This is a genomic window from Sporichthya sp., assembly GCF_013815995.1.
Classification (GTDB): Bacteria; Actinomycetota; Actinomycetes; order Sporichthyales; family Sporichthyaceae; genus Sporichthya.
In genome coordinates, this window is record NZ_JACDFE010000070.1 from 1 (window position 1) to 18,290 (window position 18,290).

The window sequence follows — 18,290 nt, forward strand, 5'->3', positions numbered from 1 at the left end:
GCGCTGCTGCGCCTCGCGCTCGCTGCGGGTGCCGGTGATGTCGCCCTTATAGATCCAGACCTTCACGCCGATCCGGCCGAAGGTGGTGCGAGCCTCGAAGAAGCCGTAGTCGATGTCCGCGCGCAGCGTGTGCAGCGGGACGCGACCCTCGCGGTAGAACTCCGAGCGCGACATCTCGGCGCCACCGAGGCGGCCGGAGCACTGCACCCGGATGCCCTTGGCGCCGGCCTTGGTGGCCGACTGCAGCGCCTTGCGCATCGCGCGGCGGAAGGCCACGCGGCTGGCCAGCTGCTCGGCCACGCCCTGCGCGACGAGCTGGGCGTCGACCTCGGGGTTCTTGACCTCAAGGATGTTCAGCTGCACCTGCTTGGAGGTCAGGTTCTCCAGGCGGGTACGGATGTTGTCGGCCTCCGCGCCCTTGCGGCCGATGACGATGCCCGGCCGGGCGGTGTGGATGTCGACGCGGACCCGGTCGCGGGTGCGCTCGATCTCGACCTTGGAGATGCCGGCGCGCTCCATGCCCTTGGTGAGCATGCGGCGGATCGCCACATCTTCCTTGACGTAGTCCGCGTAGAGCTTGTCGGCGTACCAGCGGCTCTTGAACTCGCTGGTGATGCCGAGCCGGAACCCGTGCGGGTTGACCTTCTGTCCCACTATCGGGTCCTTCCCTTCGATGCAGCGCCGGCGGCAGCCGCCGACGTGGACGTCACGACGATCGTGATGTGCGAGCTGCGCTTGCGGATGCGGTAGGCGCGGCCCTGGGCGCGCGGCCGGAACCGCTTCGCGGTCGGACCCTCGTCCACGTAGGCCTCGCTGATCACCAGCGTGCGCGGGTCGAGGGAGTAGTTGTTCTGCGCGTTGGCGATGGCGCTGGCGAGCACCTTGCCGACCGGCTCGCTGGCCGCCTGCGGCGAGAACGCGAGGATGGCCTGCGCCTCGGCGGCCGGCAGCCCGCGAATCATGTCGACGACGCGGCGGCTCTTCATCGGCGCGATATTCAGATACCGAACGCGCGCAACGGCGCTGTCGGGCCTGGCTTCCATCGCTTTCCCTGCTCTCTAACTCGTACGACTGCTGATCGCTGCTGGAGTCCCGAACCGCTTAGCGGCGACGGGCCTTGCGGTCGTCCTTCTCGTGGCCGCGGAAGGTCCGGGTCGGCGCGAACTCGCCGAGCTTGTGACCCACCATCGACTCCGTCACGAAGACCGGGACGTGCTTGCGGCCGTCGTGCACCGCGAGCGTGTGCCCGAGCATCTCCGGGATGATCATCGAGCGGCGCGACCAGGTCTTGATCACGTTCTTGGTGCCCTTTTCGTTCTGGACCTCGACCTTCTTGGCGAGGTGGCCGTCGACGAACGGGCCCTTCTTGAGACTGCGCGGCATTACTTCCGGCCCTTTCCGGTCTTCCGGCGGCGCACGATCATCGCGTCGCTGGCCTTCTTCTCCGGCCGCGTGCGGCCCTCAGGCTTGCCCCACGGGCTGACCGGGTGCCGGCCCCCGGAGGTCTTGCCCTCGCCACCGCCGTGCGGGTGGTCCACCGGGTTCATGACGACACCGCGGACGGTCGGGCGCTTGCCCTTCCACCGCATCCGGCCGGCCTTGCCCCAGTTGATGTTCGACTGCTCGGCGTTGCCGACCTCGCCGATCGTGGCGCGGCAGCGCACTTCGACGTTGCGGATCTCACCGGACGGCATCCGGAGCTGGGCGAAACGCCCCTCCTTGGCCACGAGCTGGACGCTGGTACCGGCCGAGCGGGCGATCTTCGCGCCGCCGCCGGGTCGGAGCTCGATGGCGTGGATGACCGTACCGACCGGGATGTTGCGCAGCGGCAGGTTGTTGCCGGGTTTGATGTCCGCCCCGGGACCGGTCTCGATCGCGTCGCCCTGATTGAGCTTGGTCGGGCAGATGATGTAGCGCTTCTCCCCGTCCGCGTAGTGCAGCAGCGCGATCCGCGCGGTGCGGTTGGGGTCGTACTCGATGTGCGCGACCTTGGCCGGCACGCCGTCCTTGTCCGCCCGGCGGAAGTCGATGACCCGGTAGGCGCGCTTGTGGCCGCCGCCCTGGTGCCGGGTGGTGATCCGGCCGGCGTTGTTGCGGCCGCCCTTGCTGTGCAGGGGACGGACCAGCGACTTCTCCGGCGTGGAGCGCGTGATCTCGACGAAGTCGGCGACGCTCGAGCCGCGACGGCCCGGGGTGGTCGGCTTATATTTGCGAATTCCCATTAGAGGACCGGTCCTCCACCGTGTTCATTGTTTTCGGAGCGGCCTGACTCCGTAGGTACGTTCAGCGTGGAGGTCATGAGACCGGCCCTCCGAAAATGTCGATCCGGTCGCCCTCGGCGACCGTCACGATTGCGCGGCGGGTGGCAGCGCGCTGGCCGACGCCGAAGCGGGTGCGCTTGCGCTTGCCCTGCCGGTTGATGGTGTTGACCCCGGTGACCTTGACCCCGAAGACCTTCTCGACCGAGATCTTGATCTCGGTCTTGTTGGCGTCCGGGTGCACCAGGAACGTGTACTTGTTCTCGTCGAGAAGGCCGTAGCTCTTCTCCGAGATCACGGGCGCGAGCAGGATGTCGCGCGGATCCTTGTAGACGGAGCTCATGACGCCGCCCCCTTCTCCAGCGAAACAGCAGCCTTCCCGTGCAGGAACGCGGTGAGGGCGGCCTGGGTGAAGACGATGTCGTCGGCGCAGAGCACGTCGTAGGTGTTCAGCTGGTCCGGCGCGATCACGTGCACGCCGGGAACGTTGCGCACGCTCTTCCAGCCGACCAGGTCCGTGCGGTCGACGACCAGGAGCGCCTTGCCGGGCTCGCCGACCTGGGCCAGCGCCGCAACGGCGTCGCGGGTCGAGGGGTTCTCGCCGGTGACGAGCGATGAGAGCACGAAGATCTTGTTGCCGCGGGCCCGGTCGGACAGGGCCCCGCGCAGGGCGGCGGCCTTCATCTTCTTCGGGGTCCGCTGCGAGTAGTCACGCGGCGTAGGGCCGTGCACGACGCCACCGCCGGCAAACTGCGGAGCGCGGGTCGAGCCCTGACGGGCGCGGCCGGTGCCCTTCTGGCGGTACGGCTTGCGGCCACCACCGGAGACCTCGCCCCGGCGCTTGACCTTGTGCGTGCCCTGACGGGCCGCCGCCAGCTGAGCCACCACGACCTGGTGGATCAGCGGAATGTTCACGGGCGCGTCGAAGATCTCCGCGGGGAGCTCGACGGTGCCGGACTTGGTGCCGTCCGGGGACACCACGTCGACGGTGCTCACTTGAGTTCTCCCTTGACCGGAGCGCCCTTGGCGGGCGTACGAACGAACACCAGGCCACCGGTGGGGCCGGGGACCGCGCCCTTGATCAGGATCAGGCCGGCCTCGGCGTCGATCGCGTGAACCGACAGGTTCTGGGTGGTGGTCCGGACATTGCCCATCCGGCCCGACATCTTCATGCCCTTGAACACGCGGGCCGGGGTGGCGCAGGCGCCGATCGAACCCGGCGAGCGGTGCTTGCGCTGGGTGCCGTGGGAGCTGCTCAGGCCTTTGAAGCCGTGACGCTTCATGACACCCGCAGTGCCCTTGCCCTTGCTGGTGCCGACCACGTCGACCAGCGTGCCCTCGGTGAAGAGTTCGGCGGTCAACTCCTGGCCGACCTCGTAGGAGCCGGCGTCGTCGGTGCGGATCTCGGCCACGTGCCGGCGCGGGGTGACCCCGGCCTTGCGGAAGTGACCACCGTCAGGCTTGTTCACCTTGCGCGGATCGATCTCGCCGAAGCCGATCTGGACCGCGGAGTATCCGTCGCTCTCAGCCGAACGGACGGCGGTGACCACGCAGGGGCCAGCCTTGACCACGGTGACGGGGACGACCCGTCCGCGGGCGTCGAAGACCTGGGTCATGCCCAGCTTCTCGCCCAACAGTCCGCGAACGTTCATAGTGTGTGCCTCCCCCCGCGCTAAAGCTTGATCTCGATGTCGACGCCGGCCGGAAGGTCGAGCCGCATGAGCGAGTCGACGGTCTTCGGCGTCGGGTCGAGGATGTCGATGAGGCGCTTGTGCGTGCGCATCTCGAAGTGCTCGCGCGAGTCCTTGTACTTATGCGGCGACCGGATCACGCAGAAGATGTTCTTCTCGGTCGGCAACGGCACCGGCCCGGCCACGTGCGCACCGGTGCGCGTCACCGTCTCGACGATCTTGCGCGCCGACGAATCGATGACCTCGTGGTCGTAGGCCTTGAGCCTGATGCGGATCTTTTGTCCCGCCATGGCAGGGTCGCCATCCTGTTCTTGAGAAGAAGCGTTCGTGCGTGCTGATCGTGCCGGAAGGCGCTCCGACCCCCGAGGTCGGGCGTGTCGGGCGTCTGAACAACCTGTGTAGTCTGCCCCAACCTTGCTGGGAGACCAAATCGAGAGTGGGGGCTCCGCCCCACGCCCTCGAAAAGAACGAGGGGCGGAGCCAACCACTATCGGTGGGTCACGGGGGCGGAGCCCCCGTGGGTACTACTTGAGGATCTTGATGACCTTGCCGGCGCCAACGGTGCGGCCACCCTCGCGGATCGCGAAGTTGAGGCCCTCCTCCATGGCGATCGGCTGAATCAGCACGACCTTCATCTCGGTGTTGTCGCCGGGCATGATCATCTCGGTGCCCTCGGGCAACTCGACGACGCCGGTGACGTCCGTGGTACGGAAGTAGAACTGGGGCCGGTAGTTCTGGAAGAACGGCGTGTGCCGGCCACCCTCGTCCTTGCTCAGGATGTAGACCTGCGCGTTGAACTCGGTGTGCGGAGTGGTCGAGCCGGGCTTGATGATGACCTGGCCGCGCTCGACGTCCTCGCGCTTGATGCCACGGAGGAGCAGACCGACGTTCTCGCCCGCCTGGCCCTCGTCGAGCAGCTTGCGGAACATCTCGATGCCGGTGACCGTGGTGGTCTGCTTGGTCTCGCGGATACCGATGATGTCCACGGTCTCGTTGACCTTGAGGACGCCACGCTCGATGCGACCGGTGACGACCGTGCCGCGACCGGTGATCGTGAAGACGTCCTCCACCGGCATCAGGAACGGCTTCTCGGTGTCGCGCTCGGGCTGCGGGATCGACTCGTCGACGGCCTTCATCAGGTCGACGATGCTCTGCACCCACTTGGGGTCGCCCTCGAGGGCCTTGAGCGCGGAGACCGGCACGACGGGGAGGTTGTCGCCGTCGAACTCGTAGACCGAGAGCAGCTCACGGACCTCGAGCTCGACGAGCTCCATGATCTCTTCGTCGTCGACCATGTCGGCCTTGTTCAGCGCGACCACGATCGCGGGGACGCCGACCTGGCGGGCCAGGAGGACGTGCTCCTTGGTCTGCGGCATCGGGCCGTCGGTGGCGGCGACCACGAGGATCGCGCCGTCCATCTGGGCCGCGCCGGTGATCATGTTCTTGATGTAGTCGGCGTGGCCGGGGCAGTCGACGTGCGCGTAGTGGCGCGCCTCGGTCTGGTACTCGACGTGAGCGATCGAGATTGTGATGCCGCGGGCCTTCTCCTCCGGCGCCTTGTCAATCTCGTCGAACGGCGTGTACGGGTTCACATCCGGCATCGCGTCGTGCAGCACCTTGGTGATGGCCGCCGTGAGCGTGGTCTTGCCGTGGTCGATGTGACCGATCGTGCCGATGTTGCAGTGCGGCTTGGTCCGCTCGAACTTGGCCTTACCCACTGGAGCTCTCCTTCAGGACTGGTCTGCCGGTGCGTCGTGCGACGTCGGTAAGTGATTCGGTCATTCGCCGCGGGCTTTCTTCACGATCTCCTCCGCCACGTTGCGCGGAACCTCGGCATAGGAGTCGAACTGCATGCTGTAGTTCGCGCGACCCTGGGTCTTGCTCCGGAGATCGCCCACGTAACCGAACATCTCCGACAGGGGGACGAGGGCCTTGACGACCTTCATCCCGAACTGGTCCTCCATCGACTGGATGTGCCCACGTCGGGAGTTCAGGTCGCCGATGACTTCGCCCATGTAGTCCTCGGGCGTACGGACCTCGACGGACATCATCGGCTCGAGCAGGACCGGGTCGGCCTTGCGCGCGGCCTCCTTGAAGGCCATCGAGCCGGCGATCTTGAAGGCCATTTCCGAGGAGTCGACCTCGTGGTACCCGCCATCGAGCAGGGTCACCTTGACGTCGACCATCGGGTAGCCCGCGAGCACGCCGAACTCCATGGCCTCCTGGCAGCCCGCGTCGACCGAAGGGATGTACTCCTTCGGGATGCGGCCACCGCTGACCTTGTTCGAGAACTCGTAGCCACCGTCGCCGCCGCCGGTCGGCTCGATCGCGATCTGGATCTTCGCGAACTGGCCGGAACCGCCGGTCTGCTTCTTGTGGGTGAAGTCGAGCCGGTCGACCTTCGCGCGGATGGTCTCGCGGTAGGCGACCTGGGGCTTGCCGACATTGGCCTCGACCTTGAACTCGCGGCGCATCCGGTCGACCAGGACCTCGAGGTGCAGCTCACCCATGCCGGCGATGATCGTCTGGCCGGTGTCCTCGTCGGTACGGACCTGGAAGGTCGGGTCCTCCTCGGCCAGGCGCTGGATCGCGATGCCGAGCTTCTCCTGGTCGCCCTTGGACTTCGGCTCGATGGCCACCGAGATGACCGGGGCCGGGAAGTTCATCGACTCCAGGATCACCGGGGCGGCCGGGTCGCACATGGTGTCGCCGGTGGTCGTGTTCTTCAGACCCATGACGGCGACGATGTGACCGGCGGTGACCCTCTCGATCTCCTCACGCTTGTTCGCGTGCATCTGGTAGATCTTGCCGATCCGCTCCTTGTTGCCCTTGGTGCTGTTCAGCACCGCGGTGCCCGCCGTGAGCGTGCCGGAGTAGATGCGGATGTAGGTCAGCTTGCCCAGGTGCGGGTCGGACATGATCTTGAAGGCCAACGCGGAGAGCGGCGCGTCGTTCTTCGGCTCGCGCTCGATGACCTCGTCCTCGTGACCGACCGCGTGGCCCTGCACCGCGCCGACGTCCAGCGGGGAGGGCAGGTAGCGCACGACCGCGTCGAGCATGGGCTGCACGCCCTTGTTCTTGAACGCGGTGCCGCACACGACGGGGGTGAGGTTGCCGGCGATCGTCGCCCGGCGGGTGCCGGCGATGATCTGCTCCTCGGTGGGCTCGGCGCCCTCGAGGTACATCTCCATGATCTGGTCGTCGCCCTCGGCGAGCGTCTCGATGAGGCGGTCGCGCCAGGTGCGCGCGGCCTCGGCATGGCTGTCGGGGATGTCGACGGTGTCGTACATCTCGCCCTTGGCGGCATCTTCCGGCCAGATCAGCGCCTTCATGCCGACCAGGTCGATGACGCCCTTGAAGTCGTGCTCGGCACCGATCGGGAGCTGCAGCACCAGCGGGATCGCGTTCAACCGCGTGACCAGCATGTCCACGCAGCGGTGGAACTCCGCGCCGACCCGGTCGAGCTTGTTGATGAAGCAGATCCGCGGGACCTGGTAACGGTCGGCCTGACGCCACACGGTCTCGGACTGCGGCTCGACACCGGCGACACCGTCGAACACCGCCACCGCGCCATCCAGGACGCGGAGGCTGCGCTCCACCTCGACGGTGAAGTCGACGTGGCCCGGGGTGTCGATGATGTTGATGGTGTGGTTGTCCCACTCGCAGGTGGTGGCCGCGGAGGTGATGGTGATTCCCCGCTCCTGCTCCTGCTCCATCCAGTCCATGACGGCGGCGCCCTCGTGGACCTCACCGATCTTGTAGGTGATGCCCGTATAGAAAAGGATGCGCTCGGTCGTCGTGGTCTTGCCCGCGTCGATGTGCGCCATGATCCCGATGTTCCGGACCTGGGCGAGGTCGACGCCAGCTGTGCTGACTGCCACTTTCTTGTACTCCCCCTGCTACCAGCGGTAGTGCGCGAAGGCCTTGTTGGACTCCGCCATCTTGTGCGTGTCCTCGCGCCGCTTGACGCTCGCGCCCAGGCCGTTGCTGGCGTCGAGAATCTCGTTCATCAGGCGCTCGGTCATGGTCTTCTCGCGGCGGGCGCGGGAGTAGGTGATCAGCCAGCGGAGCGCAAGGGTGTTGGAGCGGCCGGCCTTGACCTCGACCGGGACCTGGTAGGTCGCGCCACCGACGCGGCGGCTGCGGACCTCGAGGGTCGGCTTCACGTTGTCCAGCGCACGCTTGAGCGTGACGACCGGGTCGCTGCCGGTCTTGACGCGGCAGCCCTCGAGGGCGCCGTACACCGCGCGCTCGGCAACGCTGCGCTTGCCGTCCTTGAGCACCTTGTTCACCAGTTGGGTGACCAGGGGCGAGGCGTAGACGGGGTCGATGATGATCGGCCGCTTCGGGGCTGGGCCCTTACGGGGCATTAGGACTTCTCCTTCTTCGCGCCGTAGCGACTGCGCGCCTGCTTACGGTTCTTCACGCCCTGCGTGTCCAGCGAGCCGCGGATGATCTTGTAGCGGACACCCGGCAGGTCCTTAACGCGGCCGCCACGCACGAGCACGATCGAGTGCTCCTGCAGGTTGTGGCCGACGCCGGGGATGTACGCCGTGACCTCGATCTGGCTGGTGAGTCGCACGCGGGCGACCTTGCGCAGCGCAGAGTTCGGCTTCTTGGGGGTCGTGGTGTAGACGCGGGTGCAGACACCGCGGCGCTGAGGACAGCTCTTCAACGCGGGGGTCTTGGTCTTCGAGACCTTGTCCTGCCGGCCCTTGCGGACCAGTTGCTGGATCGTGGGCACCGCTTCTCCGTCTTCTTTCGTGGTCATGTAGCTGATGCGCGCAGCGTTCTCTCGACCCCCGTGGTCGGGTGTGTCGCACCCGTCCACACGTCCCGGCCGACGAAAACCGATCGGGATGCGGTCCCTGCGGCGAAAGCCGACCGGACCGGAGACCGCGCGAGAATGGACACACGCGCGCATGCCAGGCCTAAGCCCAGACACGAGGGGAGACCTTACCAGCCTGCCCGGGGTGCTCCAAAAAGCGCAAGGATCTTCGCCTTTGAGCGTGTGTCAGATGGCTCAGGAGAGCTTGTATACGGTCCAACCGGGATTGGTGAAGGCCACCGTCAGTCGGCCGAGGGCGGCGCGGTCGACGGTCCAGTTATGCCCTTCGTTCGCCTGCACCGCCAGGTAGTCGGGGCCGTACCTGGTGACGAGCGGATCGTCGGTGCGGCCCGCCAGGGCGGCCTGGGCGGCAGCGGTCCGGTCGCCGTACGGGATGGAGAAGTTGAACAGCCATCCGGGGTAGCCGAGCACGATGGGTCGCCCACCCAGAGCCGAGATCGGATTGTTCGGCCGGTCGGTGGTGAGGAACACGTCGTCGGGTTCGGTGTTGTCCCGCACCCAGGCCGCGACCGCCTCGTCGTCCAGGCTCGCGAACTGGTCGTGCAGGTGGAACTGGCGGGTGATCGACAGGGCGCCGGGCAGGGACACCGCAATCGCGACGGGCACTGCCAGCAGCAGCGACCAACGCGAAGCCCGGTACGCCAGCACCGCCAGGTAGCCGGCGAACAGCGCACCCATGAAGTACGCGTAGTAAATGAGTTTGAGGTTGTCGTACTCGAACGGCTGGAACGCGTAGACCTGGGTGACCGCCAGCACCGCCAGGAACGGCACGCACCAGACCAGCAGGCCGATCTCGCGACGGCGGATCAGCACGAGCGGAACGGCCAGGAAGAGCAGCCCCATCACGCCGAAGTTGACCCACCAGAAGTCCAGGACGGACTCCCCGGGCTGCTTCATCCAGGCCCACCGGAAGCGCCCGCCGGTCCCGTGGTCATTGGCCAGCTGCTGCCAGGCGAGTTGGGGCAGGGCGAGCCCCAGGGCAAGGCTGAGCGCGAGCACGTGCGGCCGCGGAACGCCCCGACGCTCCCAGGCCGCCTCCGTGGCCAGGACGAGCAGCACGCCCAGGCAGACCAGGAAGCTGTGCGGGTGGGCCATCGGGAGCAGGCCCACGGTCGCCCCGGCGATCAGGGTCAGCCAGGTGCTGATCGGCGAGGCTCCCCCGATCCGGGAGGCCTGCAGCAGCCGGAACACCACCAGCGCCACGCCCAGGCCGAACAGGATGGTGCGTTGCGGGAGCATCGCGTGCGCGACGAGGTTGGTGACGTTGCCGTTGTCCTCGAACAGGGTGGTGTAGTCCTGCGGGGGGTTCGTCAGGAAGTCCAGTAGGCCCTGGTCACCGTCCCGCCAGTCCGACCACGCCTTCGTGGCGCCGAGGGCGGTGCCGGTGCACAGGAAGAGGGACAGCGTGGTGACCGCCGCCCCCAGGTGGTCGAACAGGCGCAGCGAGAACCCGATCACCAGCTGGCAGATCGCGAGCGCGAGCAGCACCCCGGGCAGGAAGAAGCTGGTGTGCAGGCTCGCCCCGGAGCGCAGCAGCAGCGCGGATAACAGGTCGATCAGGAACGGATAGGTCAGCTTTTCCCCGCTCGCCACCGGCAGGTCCGTCGGCATCGAGTCGGACTCGGCGATGTGGGTGACGATCGCGGAGTGCACGCCGTAGTCCGCCCAGGACGACCCGCCGCTGTAGATGCCGTCGCCCTCATTTGTCAGGCTCACCCGCCAGTACAGCGGGGCCAGCACGGCCACGGTCCCCGCGGTCGCCGCGAGCCACAGCCAGGGGTCCCCGCGGCGGGCGAACCACGCGAAACCCCACGGCCGGCCGCGCAGCGGCCAGGCCAGAGCCGCCGCACCGGCCGAGGCGAGCACGGTGGTGAGGACGATCGCCGGCACCAGGGGCAGCACCAGGGCGGCCAGGAAGGCCAGCCACGTCCACCCGAAGAGGCCGACCACGACGCTCATCGCCACGTACTCGAACGCGTAGAACCGCAGCGGCAGATGGCGGACGGCAGCGGTCCCCAGCGCGAGGGCGGAGGCCAGCAGCAGGAGGTAGGTCACCGGGCCACCCGGTGGCCGGTCAGCGCCACGAGTCGAGCCACATCCGGTTCGCAAGTGCGCGGTCCGAGAGCGCGAAGCCGTAGGTCAGCGGCGAGAACCACAGGAAGGTCAGCAGCGCGACGGTCAGGATCGCCCAGTAGGTGATCGCCAGCCCGCGCCCCTGGAACCGCCACGCGCTCTCCTCGGACTCCACCGGTAGCGGCGTCACCGGTCGCGGCGCCCAGATCGCCTTCCAGAGCTCGCGCGGGCTGCGGCGCTTGGCGGGAACTCCCACCGCGGGCCGACGGCCCGCCCCCGGGCCGCTGGATCCGTCGGCCGGAGCCGGCGTGGGCACCCAGCCGGCCAGGATGCCGATGCCGTAGACGGCGAAGGCCAGGCTGAACATCAGCGGGAAGAAGTAGTGGTAGAGGAACATCGGGCGGGAGATGAGCATGAAGGGCAGGTAGCTGCCCAGGTAGGTGACGGCCAGCAGGGCGAGCCGCCGGCGGTGCGGCCGGAACAACCCTGGCGCGAGCAGCCACCCCAGCAGGGTCAACGCGACGCCGCCCAACGTCCCCCACCAGACCACCGGGTTGCCGATCAGGTAGAGGTAGCGGTGCTTGCCGCCGCCCTCGTCGGGCCCCAGGTAGTAGTAGATCGAGCGCTTCTCCACCGGCCAGGTCTTCCAGTCGGACTGGTAGGGGTGGGTGCGGTCCTTGAGCGCCTTCTCGTACTCGTGGGTCGCCTCCTGCATCTGCCAGAAGCTGTCGATCGGGCCGATCGAGACGTTCGGGTCGTAGAGCGGGTTGCCCTTCAGCGTCGCCTGGAACCGCTCGGACATGAACCGGTCGCCGTCGCCGCTGTTGTGCAGCAACGCGTTGTGCACCGTGTAGCCCGTGAAGAACACCAGGAACGGCACGAGCAGCAGCACGGCCGCCTGCCCGGACCACCGCCGCCACGGCACCCGGCCCTCGATCGTCGTGACGAGCCAGACCAGCGCGATCGCGCCGAGCACGCACAGCCCGGTCACCTTGATCGACACGCACATGCCGGTCAGCACGGCGGCCACGACCAGCAGTACCCATTGTCTGCGGCCGGTACTTCGCCGGGCGGCGAGGAAGACCGTGATCGCCGCCATCCCGAAGCAGAGCAGCATGCTGTCGAGCAGGATCAGCCGCGACTCCAGGGTGAGCGCGTTGTCCAGCAGCAGCAGGCCCGCGCCGAGGGTCGCCACCTTGCGCCCGGTACCGAGTTCGCGCAGGAAGTAGTAGAAGACGACGATCAGTGCAGCGCCGGCCAGGGCAGGGATCACCCGCAGCGCGACCGCGGGGTCCATCGCCGCCGGTGGGATCGGTGGGCAGACGACGCCCGCGCCGGCGGTGCAGTCGGGCGCGTTGTGCTCCGCGTCGATACCGACCAGCTTCGCCCAGGCCGCCAGGATCAGTTTGCCCAGCGGCGGGTGCGGGTCGAAATAGTAGGAGCTGTCCTTGTAGCGCAGCGCGGCGTCGCGGAAGTAGACCTCGTCGAAGACGATCGCCCGCGGCCGGGTCAGCCAGACGAACCGGGTGAGCACCGCCAGCCCGGCGAGCACGTAGACCTCGGTGGGCACTCGCAGCACCCGCTCCAGGAACCGGGCAGGCCGTGCGTGCGCGGCGGCCGAGCCCGTGGCGAGCCTGGACGCCGACTCGGTCACGCGGCCTCCATAGGCTCGGGCGTCGACAGGGGACGGCACGTTGGGAAGACTCGTGACCCGGCGTCGGCGGTAGGTGGCCCCATTCTTAAGGACAGTTCAACTCCGGACGAACGAGGTGGGTGGGGGTGGCTTCGATCGGCGCTTTGACCTGCGCGTTCGGCGCAAACCGCCCCCGGCCGGGCGTGTCGCAGGGCGGGCCCGGTTTGACCGCCCCTCTAGCGTCTCTGCCGTGGCCTTCACCAACCTGGCGCCCGTGAGGGCGGGACTGCCGGGCGAACCGGCCCCCGCCCCGGTCCTGGACGTGGTCATCCCGGTCTACAACGAGGAGATCGACCTCGAGCCGTGCGTGCGCCGTCTGCACGCGCACCTGAGCGCCGACCTGCCCTACACGTTCCGGATCACGGTCGCGGACAACGCCAGCACCGACACCACCCTTGAGGTGGCCCAGCGCCTGGCCCGGGAGTACCCGCACGTGCGGGTCGTGCACCTGGCCGAGAAGGGCCGCGGGCGGGCGCTGCGTCAGGTGTGGCTGGACTCGGACGCCGCGGTGCTGGCCTACATGGACGTCGACCTGTCCACCGACCTGGCCGGCCTGCTCCCGCTGATCGCTCCCCTGGTGAGCGGGCACTCCGACGTCGCGATCGGCACCCGCCTGCACCGCGGCTCCCGCGTCGTGCGCGGGGCGAAGCGGGAGTTCATCTCCCGCAGCTACAACCTGATGCTCCGCCACACCCTGTCCACGAAGTTCACCGACGCCCAGTGCGGGTTCAAGGCGATCCGCCGCGACGTCGCCCAGGCGCTGCTCCCCCACGTCGAGGACAACGCCTGGTTCTTCGACACCGAACTGCTGGTCCTGACCGAACGCGCGGGGCTCCGCATCCACGAGGTCCCCGTCGACTGGATCGACGACCCGGGCAGCACGGTGCACATCTACTCCACCGCCCGCGACGACATCCGCGGCATCATCCGCATCGGCCGGGCCTTTGCGGCCGGCAGGATCCCGCTGCACGACCTGTCCGTCCAACTCGGTCGGTCCAGCCCCGAGCCGCGCACTCCCGGTGTCCCGGTCGGACTGACCCGCCAACTCGTGCGCTTCGCCGGCGTCGGCGTGCTGTCCACCCTGGCCTACATCGTGCTGTTCCTGGGCTTGCACTCCCCCCTCGGCGCCCAGGGCGCCAACGCCGCCGCGCTGCTGATCACCGCCATCGGCAACACCGCCCTGAACCGGCGCTTCACCTTCGGTGTCCGCGGCCGCAACCGCAACGCTCTGCACCAGGCCCAGGGCCTGATCGTGTTCGCGCTCGCCCTGGCCCTGACCAGCGGCACCCTGCTTGCCCTGCACACCGCCAGCGACGACCCCGGCCGCAACCTCGAACTCGCCGTCACCGTCGCTGCGAATGCCGTCGCCACTCTGATGCGTTTCCTGCTTCTTCGGCGCTGGGTGTTCCGGGCCGCCCGGTAACCGGCACTGCGCGGAGCCGCGTCAGGGCGGCGCGCGTTGCTCCCCGAAGCCCCAGGCGGAGCAGGGGACGTTCGATCGCGTAGGTGATCGCCGTCGCCACGATCACCGACAGGGTGAGCGCCACCAGCAGGTACGTCCACCGCCACCGCGGGTCGTCGGTCGGAACGTCGGTGTCCGCCGGGACCACGTTGTACTTGCGCAGCAGCACGCCCACGGCCTGATGCCAGAGGTAGAGGTTGTAGGAGATCGCCGAGAGGAACAACAGCGCCCGGTTGGCCAGCAGCCGGCGCCAGGCGGCGACCGCGAACACCGACGCCACGGCGACGCAACCGAAGAGCAGCCCGATCCAGTGCCGGTTCATCGACTGCCACACGACGAGCGGAGGTCCGTCGTAGCGCACGTCGGCCAGCCAGCGGAACATGAAGAGCACGGTCACCACTGCGACCAGGGCAAGGGCGGTGAAGGCCCTCCGCGCATCGGCGGCGGCCGCCTGGAGATGTTGCAGCCGAACGACGAGATAGGCGGTCAGCATGCCGAAGGCGAACAGGTCCAGGAAACCCGGCAAAAGGGTCTCCTTCAGTTCGAACTCGCCCAGCGGCAGGCCCCGCGCCCAGGAACGGTAGGACAGCGCGACCGCGACCATCAGGGCGGCGGTGGCCCACGGGAGGTGCCGGAACATGCGGGCCAGCAACGGGAAGACGACGTAGAACTGCACCTCCACGGCGAGGGACCACAGCACTCCGTCGAAGCTGCTCCGCGTCTGGGCCCAGAAGTTGTGGACGAACCCGAGATGGACGCCGAGATCGGCGAGCTTTCCGTGGTGCCAGGTGGAGGGGTACAGCGTCGGCCAGCAGGTCCCGAGCACGAACAGGACGATCAGATAGGACGGGACGATCTTGATCGCCCGGCGGTGGTAGAAGTGACGGAGCGTCGGAACCGGCCGCTCGCCGGCCATCGCGAGCGCGTGCGGGTAGAACAGGCAGAAGGCGCTGAGGAAGAAGAACAGTTCGACCCCGAGAAATCCGGCGACCTGGATGTACTCCAGGTCGCCGCCCGGCACCGGAATGCGGATCGCATAGAACGACAGTTGCCAGAAGTGAAAGAGGACGACCAGCAGGATCGCGATCCCGCGCAGTCCGTCGATGACCTGGACGTGCCCGACGGTCCCACCCGGCGACGGCGCGACCGTTCCCACGGGCGCCGCCGCAGGGCCGGCCGACCGGCGGCGGGTCAAGAACGCCGCGGCCACCGCCAGCGCAATCAGCACCCAGGGCAGCACCTGCAGCGCATCTGACGGCCCGTGCAGATAGACAGCGTCATCGGCGGTGGCCGGGGCCTCTCCGGCGAACACCGGTCAGCCGACCCCGGCGCAGGACCGGCGCGCGTCGTAGTAGGTGTAGACCCCGTCGCTGTACGCCGTCTGGAACCCGCCGGGGAACAGCTCCAGGTTGGCCTCGAACGCGCCGCTGTTCAACTCCGGGTAGCCGACCTCGATGTAGTCGACGCCGGTGCCCTCAAGTTGCTCGCACGCCTGCGCCTGATCCGGCGCCGCGTAGAAGGCCGCGATGCGCTGCTCGCGGGGGACGTTGTCGTAGCCCATGATCGCGGTCCAGGGCTGGAAACCACCGAGGTAGACGCGGCGACCGGCCAGGGTCGGGGTCGTGTAGACCTCGCCGTACGCGGTGAGGAAGACCGCGTTCGGGTCGGTGCTGTCGCGGATCCAGTCGATGGCCGCGACCCGGTCGCCGAAGACCTGGTAGCGAGGGTCGTTCTTCAGCGTCATGTAGTCGAGCACCCCGGAGGCCAGCAGCAGAACGGCCGCGATGAGGGCGGTCGCTCCGGCCAGGACACGGGCGGCGAACGGATCGACCGTCCGGCGCACGACCGGCAACTCGGCCCACACCCAGGTCAGCAGGCGCACCAGGGCGTAGGCGGCCAGCAAGTTGGCGAGGATCTCCCACAGGTTGAACACCTTGTGGTTGTGGCCCCCGAGTTCACGGCCGAAGGCGACGAGATTGCCGACGACGAAGATCGACATCACCCCGGCCAGCAGCTTGCGGTCGGCCTTGCGGCTCCGCAGGGCAGCCAGCACCAGCAGCGGCAGCATCAGCCCGAGGTTCAGCCACCAGTACTTCCCGAAGTCCCACCAGGACCTGGGGTCGGCGGCGTTGAAGTTCTCGACCAGGTAGCCGGTGTGAAAGGACACCGAGCCCCCGGTCCCGATCCCGCCGTTGAGCCACACCAGCTGAGGTAGGGCGATCAGCCCCGCCGCGAGCAGGAACGGCAGCGAGCGCCGGAGCGGAGTCGCGAGAGTGACCGCGGCGAGCACGCCGAGGAATCCCGCGTAGCGCAGCAGGTCGTTGTTCCGGTCGGCGCCGAGGGCGAACAGCGGCACCGCGACGGCGGCCACCGCGAGCACCGGCCGCGCCGTCGCCCGCGCCCGCCCGCCGTAGAGGTAGAACAGCACCGCGCAGAAGGTCAGCATGACCAGCACGACGATCCCGTTCAGCCAGAAGGCCGACCCGAGCAGGACCCCGAGCCCGATCAGGGCCGGGCGCTCGAGCGGCATCGGCAGCGAACTCGGTGCGGCCTCGTCGGCGCGCCCGGCCGGGGCCACCCACTCGGCCCGGCCGGGGCCGCGCAACGAGCTCAGCACCACCAGACCCACGAACAGCACCACCACCAGCGCGACCATCAGGTGCGTCTGGGTCAGGTACGGATTGAGCGTCATGAAGATGGAGATCTGGTCGCCGTTGTACGGACCCTTGCCGTCGTAGCCGACGTGGTTCCAGATCGTCGACGGCGACAGCGCCGACCCCACGCTGCCTTCGGCGTCGAGATAGCGCAGGAACGCCAGGGAGGAGTTGGTGGCGAACAGCACCGCCGCGATCACACCGACCGCCGTGGAGCGCCACAGGTGGCGGGCGTACTCGACCAGGAGCACCATGACCGCGGCGAAGGCCAGGGCACCCGGCAGGTTGAAGGCCCAGCCGATCGGCAGGCCGGCGCGCTCCAGCGAACCGGCGTAGAAGTCGAAGCCGAAGTGGTAGCGGATCGACTCGCCGGAGAAGATCGGCAGCTCGGGCGGGAAGTTGGCGCCCTCGGAGAACGACCGCGCAATCCCCACGTGCAGCGAGGTGTCGCCCCAGGTGTTCAGCGAGACCGAGAGCGGGCTGCCGGACAACCGCGCATGCATGATCCAGCCGGCCAGGGCGAGCGCGACCGCGACGCCCACCAGGTCGCCCCGGGACACCGCCACCGCCGAGCGCCGCAGCCCGGCACGGCCGAGCACCACGATCCCGGCGTTCACGATCGTGGCCACCCAGACGCCCTTATAGGTCGCGTCCCCGGCCCCGAGTCCGTGCGCCGCCCAGGCGGCCGCGAAGGCCACCCAGCCGGTGACCACCAGGCCGACGGCGAAGGCGCCGGCCAGCCGGGTCAGCACGGTGACGGCGGGCCACAGCCCCTGCACCAGGGAGAACCCCGCGAGCAGCGACAACGCGAGGTAGAGCGCCGCCACCACCTACGTCCAACCTCGCATCAGTCGTTGTGTTCGCGGGCGTAGTCGATGAGCCAGTTATAGGCGATCACCACGCCGACCACCATCACCACCGCGATGACCAGGCTGACCACGCTGCAGATCCGGCCGGCGCGGATCAGGCCGAGGCCACCCAAACGGCCGCCCGAGTCGAGCACCTGACGTTTGGCCGAAGGCGCCATGACCAGGGCGAGAACGGCCAACGGCGCGCCGAGGCCGCAGAACAGCATCCCAGGCAGCGAGCCGACGCCGAGCAGGCCCACGACGGTCGCGGCTCGGGCGGTCGGCAGGTCGGACGAGACCTCGATCGGTGTTTCCTCGTCGTGCTCCACGTCAGTCGACGGTCCAGTTCTCGTCGAACCAGTTGCTGTCGACCGAGGCCAGCAGCACCCCGAAGGCGACGATCGCCAGCAGCGTCAGGGCGATCGTGACCCAGCTGCAGATCACCCCGGCCTTCACCTGGCCCTCGCCGGTCAACGCTCCCCGGGACTCCGCGATCTCCCGCTTGGCGCCGGGCGCGAGGCAGAGCGACACGATCGCCGGGATGAAGCCGAGGAAGCAGGTGAACAGCATGACTAGCGAGGCGATACCGAGGCCCATCGTCCAACCCGCGCGGTCGGAGGTCCGCGGCGGCGCCGGGTAGCCCCACCCCGGTTGCGGCTGGCCCCACCCCTGCGGCGGATAGCCCGGGGGCGGCGGACCCCAGCCCGGCTGCTGGCCGTAACCCGGGGGCGGTCCGCCGTAGGGACCCGGCTGGCCGTACCC

Annotated in this window: 19 protein-coding genes; 1 reads left to right on the plus strand and 18 read right to left on the minus strand. The window is 68.6% G+C overall.

Features of this window, described 5'->3' with window-relative positions; translation table 11 throughout:
• The 14 genes from rpsC to H0X00_RS10085 form a co-directional block, all read right to left on the minus strand.
• Positions 1–654, minus strand: a 654-nt coding sequence (gene rpsC, locus H0X00_RS10020) for a 30S ribosomal protein S3 (RefSeq protein WP_293769572.1), incomplete at its 3' end; no start/stop codon positions are given.
• Entirely contained in the window at positions 654–1,043 is a 390-nt protein-coding gene (gene rplV / locus H0X00_RS10025) for a 50S ribosomal protein L22 (RefSeq protein WP_293769574.1), read from the minus strand. The genes rplV and rpsC, both read right to left, overlap by 1 nt.
• A gap of 58 nt (positions 1,044–1,101) precedes the next feature.
• The gene (rpsS, locus tag H0X00_RS10030) at positions 1,102–1,383 is read right to left on the minus strand and encodes a 30S ribosomal protein S19 (RefSeq protein WP_293769577.1); all 282 of its coding nucleotides are present in this window, start codon (positions 1,381–1,383) and stop codon (positions 1,102–1,104) included.
• A complete protein-coding gene (gene rplB / locus H0X00_RS10035; RefSeq protein WP_293769580.1) occupies positions 1,383–2,222 on the minus strand; it encodes a 50S ribosomal protein L2 in 840 nt (279 codons plus the stop codon). Before rplB ends, rpsS begins: the two co-directional genes overlap by 1 nt.
• 73 nt (positions 2,223–2,295) lie before the next feature.
• Positions 2,296–2,601: a 50S ribosomal protein L23 gene (gene rplW, locus H0X00_RS10040; protein ID WP_293769583.1), complete on the minus strand. Its 306-nt coding sequence runs from the start codon at positions 2,599–2,601 to the stop codon at positions 2,296–2,298.
• Entirely contained in the window at positions 2,598–3,254 is a 657-nt protein-coding gene (gene rplD / locus H0X00_RS10045) for a 50S ribosomal protein L4 (RefSeq protein ID WP_293769585.1), read from the minus strand. Before rplD ends, rplW begins: the two co-directional genes overlap by 4 nt.
• Positions 3,251–3,910: a 50S ribosomal protein L3 gene (gene rplC, locus H0X00_RS10050; protein WP_293769587.1), complete on the minus strand. Its 660-nt coding sequence runs from the start codon at positions 3,908–3,910 to the stop codon at positions 3,251–3,253. The genes rplD and rplC overlap by 4 nt, the downstream gene beginning before the upstream one ends.
• Before the next feature lie 20 nt (positions 3,911–3,930).
• Positions 3,931–4,239: a 30S ribosomal protein S10 gene (gene rpsJ, locus H0X00_RS10055; protein WP_293769589.1), complete on the minus strand. Its 309-nt coding sequence runs from the start codon at positions 4,237–4,239 to the stop codon at positions 3,931–3,933.
• A 234-nt stretch (positions 4,240–4,473) separates the two neighbouring features.
• Complete coding sequence (gene tuf, locus H0X00_RS10060) at positions 4,474–5,667, minus strand: elongation factor Tu (RefSeq protein WP_293769592.1); 1,194 nt, start codon at positions 5,665–5,667, stop codon at positions 4,474–4,476.
• A gap of 60 nt (positions 5,668–5,727) precedes the next feature.
• Positions 5,728–7,830: an elongation factor G gene (gene fusA, locus H0X00_RS10065; protein WP_293769595.1), complete on the minus strand. Its 2,103-nt coding sequence runs from the start codon at positions 7,828–7,830 to the stop codon at positions 5,728–5,730.
• 18 nt (positions 7,831–7,848) lie between these two features.
• The gene (gene rpsG / locus H0X00_RS10070; protein WP_293769598.1) at positions 7,849–8,319 is read right to left on the minus strand and encodes a 30S ribosomal protein S7; all 471 of its coding nucleotides are present in this window, start codon (positions 8,317–8,319) and stop codon (positions 7,849–7,851) included.
• Positions 8,319–8,693 carry a 30S ribosomal protein S12 gene (rpsL, locus tag H0X00_RS10075; RefSeq protein ID WP_293769619.1) on the minus strand — a complete coding sequence of 125 codons (375 nt, stop codon included), beginning with the start codon at positions 8,691–8,693 and terminating at the stop codon, positions 8,319–8,321. Before rpsL ends, rpsG begins: the two co-directional genes overlap by 1 nt.
• A 279-nt stretch (positions 8,694–8,972) precedes the next feature.
• Positions 8,973–10,853, minus strand: a complete 1,881-nt coding sequence (locus H0X00_RS10080; protein ID WP_293769601.1) for a hypothetical protein — start codon at positions 10,851–10,853, stop codon at positions 8,973–8,975.
• 19 nt (positions 10,854–10,872) lie between these two features.
• Positions 10,873–12,525: a phospholipid carrier-dependent glycosyltransferase gene (locus tag H0X00_RS10085; protein ID WP_293769603.1), complete on the minus strand. Its 1,653-nt coding sequence runs from the start codon at positions 12,523–12,525 to the stop codon at positions 10,873–10,875.
• 229 nt (positions 12,526–12,754) lie between these two features.
• Between H0X00_RS10085 and H0X00_RS10090 the strand changes: the two genes are divergently transcribed.
• The gene (locus tag H0X00_RS10090) at positions 12,755–13,987 is read left to right on the plus strand and encodes a bifunctional glycosyltransferase family 2/GtrA family protein (protein WP_293769605.1); all 1,233 of its coding nucleotides are present in this window, start codon (positions 12,755–12,757) and stop codon (positions 13,985–13,987) included.
• Here H0X00_RS10090 and H0X00_RS10095 read toward each other — a convergent pair.
• From H0X00_RS10095 to H0X00_RS10110, 4 genes are all read right to left on the minus strand, one after another.
• On the minus strand, positions 13,908–15,338 hold the full coding sequence (locus H0X00_RS10095; protein WP_293769608.1) for an acyltransferase: 1,431 nt from the start codon (positions 15,336–15,338) through the stop codon (positions 13,908–13,910). The genes H0X00_RS10090 and H0X00_RS10095 overlap by 80 nt on opposite strands.
• Positions 15,339–15,341: 3 nt before the next feature.
• The gene (locus H0X00_RS10100; RefSeq protein ID WP_293769611.1) at positions 15,342–17,510 is read right to left on the minus strand and encodes a hypothetical protein; all 2,169 of its coding nucleotides are present in this window, start codon (positions 17,508–17,510) and stop codon (positions 15,342–15,344) included.
• Positions 17,511–17,527: 17 nt separating this feature from the next.
• Complete coding sequence (locus H0X00_RS10105; RefSeq protein ID WP_293769614.1) at positions 17,528–17,857, minus strand: hypothetical protein; 330 nt, start codon at positions 17,855–17,857, stop codon at positions 17,528–17,530.
• A 1-nt stretch (position 17,858) separates the two neighbouring features.
• On the minus strand, positions 17,859–18,290 hold a 432-nt coding region (locus H0X00_RS10110), incomplete at its 5' end, for a DUF4190 domain-containing protein (protein WP_293769617.1).

Excerpts from the sequence above, each read along its gene's own strand:
- rplV (WP_293769574.1), bottom strand. The coding sequence starts at position 1,043 with ATGGAAGCCAGGCCCGACAGCGCCGTTGCGCGCGTTCGGTATCTGAAT.
- rpsS (WP_293769577.1), bottom strand. The coding sequence starts at position 1,383 with ATGCCGCGCAGTCTCAAGAAGGGCCCGTTCGTCGACGGCCACCTCGCC.
- rplB (WP_293769580.1), bottom strand. The coding sequence starts at position 2,222 with ATGGGAATTCGCAAATATAAGCCGACCACCCCGGGCCGTCGCGGCTCG.
- rplW (WP_293769583.1), bottom strand. The coding sequence starts at position 2,601 with ATGAGCTCCGTCTACAAGGATCCGCGCGACATCCTGCTCGCGCCCGTG.
- rplC (WP_293769587.1), bottom strand. The coding sequence starts at position 3,910 with ATGAACGTTCGCGGACTGTTGGGCGAGAAGCTGGGCATGACCCAGGTC.
- rpsJ (WP_293769589.1), bottom strand. The coding sequence starts at position 4,239 with ATGGCGGGACAAAAGATCCGCATCAGGCTCAAGGCCTACGACCACGAG.
- rpsG (WP_293769598.1), bottom strand. The coding sequence starts at position 8,319 with ATGCCCCGTAAGGGCCCAGCCCCGAAGCGGCCGATCATCATCGACCCC.